The sequence below is a fragment of the Acidiplasma cupricumulans genome (assembly GCF_001402935.1).
Lineage (GTDB): Archaea > Thermoplasmatota > Thermoplasmata > Thermoplasmatales > Thermoplasmataceae > Acidiplasma > Acidiplasma aeolicum.
Genome location: NZ_LKBH01000089.1, coordinates 1 through 3,891, shown reverse-complemented (window position 1 = coordinate 3,891; position 3,891 = coordinate 1). Strand labels below are relative to the sequence as shown.

6 protein-coding genes are annotated in these 3,891 nt (G+C 27.9%); 2 read left to right on the top strand and 4 right to left on the bottom strand.

The features are described 5' to 3' along the window. The first annotated feature begins 737 nt into the window (after nt 1-737). A complete protein-coding gene (locus AOG55_RS02875) occupies nt 738-1,454 on the top strand; it encodes a TenA family transcriptional regulator (protein ID WP_048101192.1) in 717 nt (238 codons plus the stop codon). Between the two features lie 134 nt (nt 1,455-1,588). After that, nucleotides 1,589-1,993: an acyl-CoA thioesterase gene (locus AOG55_RS02870; protein ID WP_048101193.1), complete on the top strand. Its 405-nt coding sequence runs from the start codon at nt 1,589-1,591 to the stop codon at nt 1,991-1,993. 346 nt (nt 1,994-2,339) lie between these two features. Here the strand turns inward: AOG55_RS02870 and AOG55_RS09725 are convergent, their stop codons facing one another. The 4 genes from AOG55_RS09725 to AOG55_RS09625 all read right to left on the bottom strand — a co-directional run. Further along, the gene (locus tag AOG55_RS09725; protein ID WP_269082528.1) at nt 2,340-2,474 is read right to left on the bottom strand and encodes a hypothetical protein; all 135 of its coding nucleotides are present in this window, start codon (nt 2,472-2,474) and stop codon (nt 2,340-2,342) included. 461 nt (nt 2,475-2,935) lie between these two features. Further along, nucleotides 2,936-3,196, bottom strand: a complete 261-nt coding sequence (locus AOG55_RS09550; protein ID WP_169749803.1) for an IS200/IS605 family accessory protein TnpB-related protein — start codon at nt 3,194-3,196, stop codon at nt 2,936-2,938. A 115-nt stretch (nt 3,197-3,311) separates the two neighbouring features. Further along, complete coding sequence (locus AOG55_RS09545) at nt 3,312-3,560, bottom strand: hypothetical protein (protein ID WP_048101194.1); 249 nt, start codon at nt 3,558-3,560, stop codon at nt 3,312-3,314. Nucleotides 3,561-3,711: 151 nt separating this feature from the next. Further along, nucleotides 3,712-3,891: hypothetical protein (locus tag AOG55_RS09625; RefSeq protein WP_236688956.1), on the bottom strand; the 180-nt coding region annotated here is incomplete at its 5' end.

The window sequence follows — 3,891 nt, the reverse complement described above, 5'->3', positions numbered from 1 at the left end:
TATATCGATATTATATCTTAGGCAAAAATATAATAAAGGAATATAAAATAAGAATTAAGCCATGATAATGAAAAAGAATATTATTTAAGAAGGTATCAGAAAAATGCATAAAGAATTAAATTTAATATTTCTAAAAATATTCCCATAAAATTATTATCATTAAAGAATACGATACATAATTTTTATTCTAATTTTTATTCTAATTTATAAACCTCATTTAATTTGTTAAATTCATTGTAAAAATAGATTTTTGGCATTATCTACTAAATTATATATATTCAAGCATTACGGCCCTTATTACCTTACTGAATAATCTCTTTATTTCAGAGAGGTATTAATGATTTAATGGTCATGGCAGGATTGGCTGTATATAATAAGAATTGATTATATTTAAATTATAAGAATTAATTTTAAGAATATTAGAATAATAACGTAATAAAAAGATTATAATGACAGCAATTGATAATTCTTAAAGAAGGTGTAAAAATTGAAAAGACTAATTCATAGAAAAAAATCATTAAGTTTATATCTTTTCATGTAGTAGGAATACATTATTAATTTGTTATAATTTTGTGAATATGTAATTACAGTTGCAACGTTATATAAATTTAAAATAGCACTAAAATGAAAATGTATAAGTTTATAATGTATAATATATGAAATACTAACAAGGGAAAACAAAATTTTTAAAAAGCAAAAACTAATAAACCACCAGTTATTAAATATTTTGATCACATATGTCGTCAGAATGGAATGCTGAAGAATTTAAGAATGAGCTTATAAAATTGAGGGAAAGCTTACATATAAAGAAACACCCAATATTTGATCTCTGGAGCCAGGGAAAGCTATCTAAGCAGGATATGGCTCAATATGTGCTACAGCATAGTCTCTGGAGTTCGCAGGTTGTAAATCTATGGGGCATAGTGGTGGCCAAAGCCAAAGAGCAGGACGTTCAGAATTTCTTTTTAGAGAATATGGCAGAGGAGCATGGTTTGGTATCTGAAGGTGGAAGGACTTCAACTCCTCACATTGAAATGCAAAAAAAATTTGCAAGAGCATGCGGTATCAGCGAGGATAAAATTAATAATATTGAGCCAACTGCCGGCTGTCTTGCAATGATAAGTTTTCATTGGCATATAGCACTTGGAAGAACATGGCAAGAGTATGTAGCAGCTTCAGTAGTAGGAAATGAATCCATGGAGGTTGGCATTATGGGCAGAATATTGCCTTCATTATATAATTATTATGGTTATAAAAAAGGTTCTTCAGAAATAGAGTTCTTTGAAGAACATTACTTGGCTGATCAAGAGCATGGAAATAGAGGAATAACAGCACTTGCAGAATATACTCATGAAAGGGAGCTTCAGGAAAAATGCCTTGAGGTGGTTAGAAATGCGGTTAAAATAAGGTGGCTGTTCCTAGATGAACTTCTCCATGGAATTAAAACTAATTGATAAAGAGGTAACCAGGATTTCTAATCTCAATTCTAAAATATAATTATATTGTGATTAATTTAAAAATACCATAATAGTTGGTTAGTTAGAATAAAAAGGAAAAATATTAATACTGGAAATTGGTGAGCTATACTATGTTAATAATAAAAAAGCATCTTGAATGGGGTGAAACAGACCCAGCACAAATTGTTTTTTATCCTAATTATTTTAGATGGTTTGACGCAGCTGGACATGAGCTATTTAAATATTTGGGAATACCATTAAAGAAGTTAATGGAAACAGAAAACATTATCCTTCCTATATTGAATGTAAGTGCTAAATTCATCAAGCCTTTAAAATATGATGATGATTTTGAAATAAGGCCATATATATCTAAAATAAACGAAAAAACTATAGAAATAACATATGAAGTATATAAGGATAATGTTCTGCATGCAACAGGTTCAGAAATACGGGGATGGGTGAATCAAAATGGGGAAAAATTAAAACTTATTAATATAGATGAAAAATTTATTAAAATACTAAATAAAAAAGATTAAATTTGCGATTAAGAATTCTTAAATTGTAGAGACATTTATTTGCTCTTTTTTAAAATATTTTTTTGTGGAAATTATTTGTTATAATGGAATGTTCATTATAAATAAAAAAGAGTATCCAAGCATACGTTAACTCACGATATATATAATTTTACTACCAGAGATTCCTGTAATTTTTATTTGCGACTACTATGCAGGTATATGTAACTATTATTTCACCATGGACACATCATAATTTCTGTTTCCCACATACCAGATATATTTCATTCCAAATATTTCCTTTAATACAGAAAATATCCTTTATATATAACATCTCAACTTATACCATGATGATTCCTTTTTCCTAATTCTATTCCAGGTTCCTGTTATATGTTAATTTATTTTCAATAATTCCCATTCTTTTATTGGTATCTATAACAGGCACAGAATGTGTATTCTTAAAAATATAATCATGTATATCAGAAGAATCATATATAGCATTCATTAGAACATACTTATGGTTCCGTACAGACTCTATCATTTTAAATTCAATATTTTTATCATATACGGGGTAGTAATCCCTAATTCCTGAATGGATAATGAATCTGTATCAAAAGCTGCCCTCCTTCTCTACTGAATGCCTATTGTAATATATCTCATGGCCTTTCATTATCCTTATAATTGATTAGGTTAAGATTTCTGTTAACAGTATTAACATCCATCTTTGAAAGTTGTCATCTCTAATAATTAAAAGATGCTTAAACTTTCAGGATTAACCATTACCCCCACCATCCCATCTGCAAATGCATTTGGGAATGCTTTTTTTATAATATTGTAAGAGCCATTAATGTCTGCATTTATTAAAATGCCCTTTGCAGTCCTAAATAGACCTCTAAATATCCTTTTACCAAGATATTTATCATGTTTGCATATTTCCTCATTGTCAAGGAAAGAACATTTAGAAGTTTATGATTCTTCCTGTAAAATTATCTTTATTCCATATTCCTCTCCCTTGTATTTAATTAATTTTATTAGTTTATTAAAAGGTATTTGAACAAAGTTCTGGTTATTCTTCTTACCTATGTTAATACTCTGCTTCCATAGTTCATTATGTCCTATAACTATTGTATCAATATTATTTAATAAGGAATAATTAATAATTCCTTTTGATAGTTTATAGAATAAATCATTTGTTTTTCTATTTCTCCTGTCTGTTATTAGTTTCATCATTCTGGTATATCTTGGATATTTTTTATTGTTTTTATCTAATATATCATTAACAGATTTTAATTTGGATAATTGCTTATTATAGAATTGATTAATAGATTTGACAGGACCGCCCTTAACAACTATTGGGTTTTTCCCCAACGTTGTTTGATATGGCTACGGTATTGTCAACTCCTATATCAATGCCTATAACATTGTTTTTTCTATTCAACGGCTCTGTTATATTCTTTTTATAAACAATTTCTATATTATAACCATTACCAAGAGGTATTATCCTTACCTCACTTAATTTAACATCGTCATCCAATCTTGTTTTTACTGATAAATTTATTATTTTAGGAAATGTAAGAATATTATCTCTCATATGGCACTGCTGATTTGTAAAGATTAAGAAAAACTCCCCGTTTTATCCTTATAATGTGGAATATTTGGTTTTCCTAAAAACTTATCTGGATTTTTATAGTATTCCTTTAATGCCTTAAAATATGAGAACTATATAGTTCTAAATGTTTTTATTAGCCATTGAAGTGTCTGTTTTGGCAATATATTATCCCTGGGCTTACACTGCTGTATAATGATGTTTTAGAAGGTATAACATCGTTTTTCTTTATTTTGTTATCCCTGTATAATTTAGAATTATCAAAGAATCTTTGCCTTGTAATATAAATTAATATATTAAATAACGGAATTTTTAT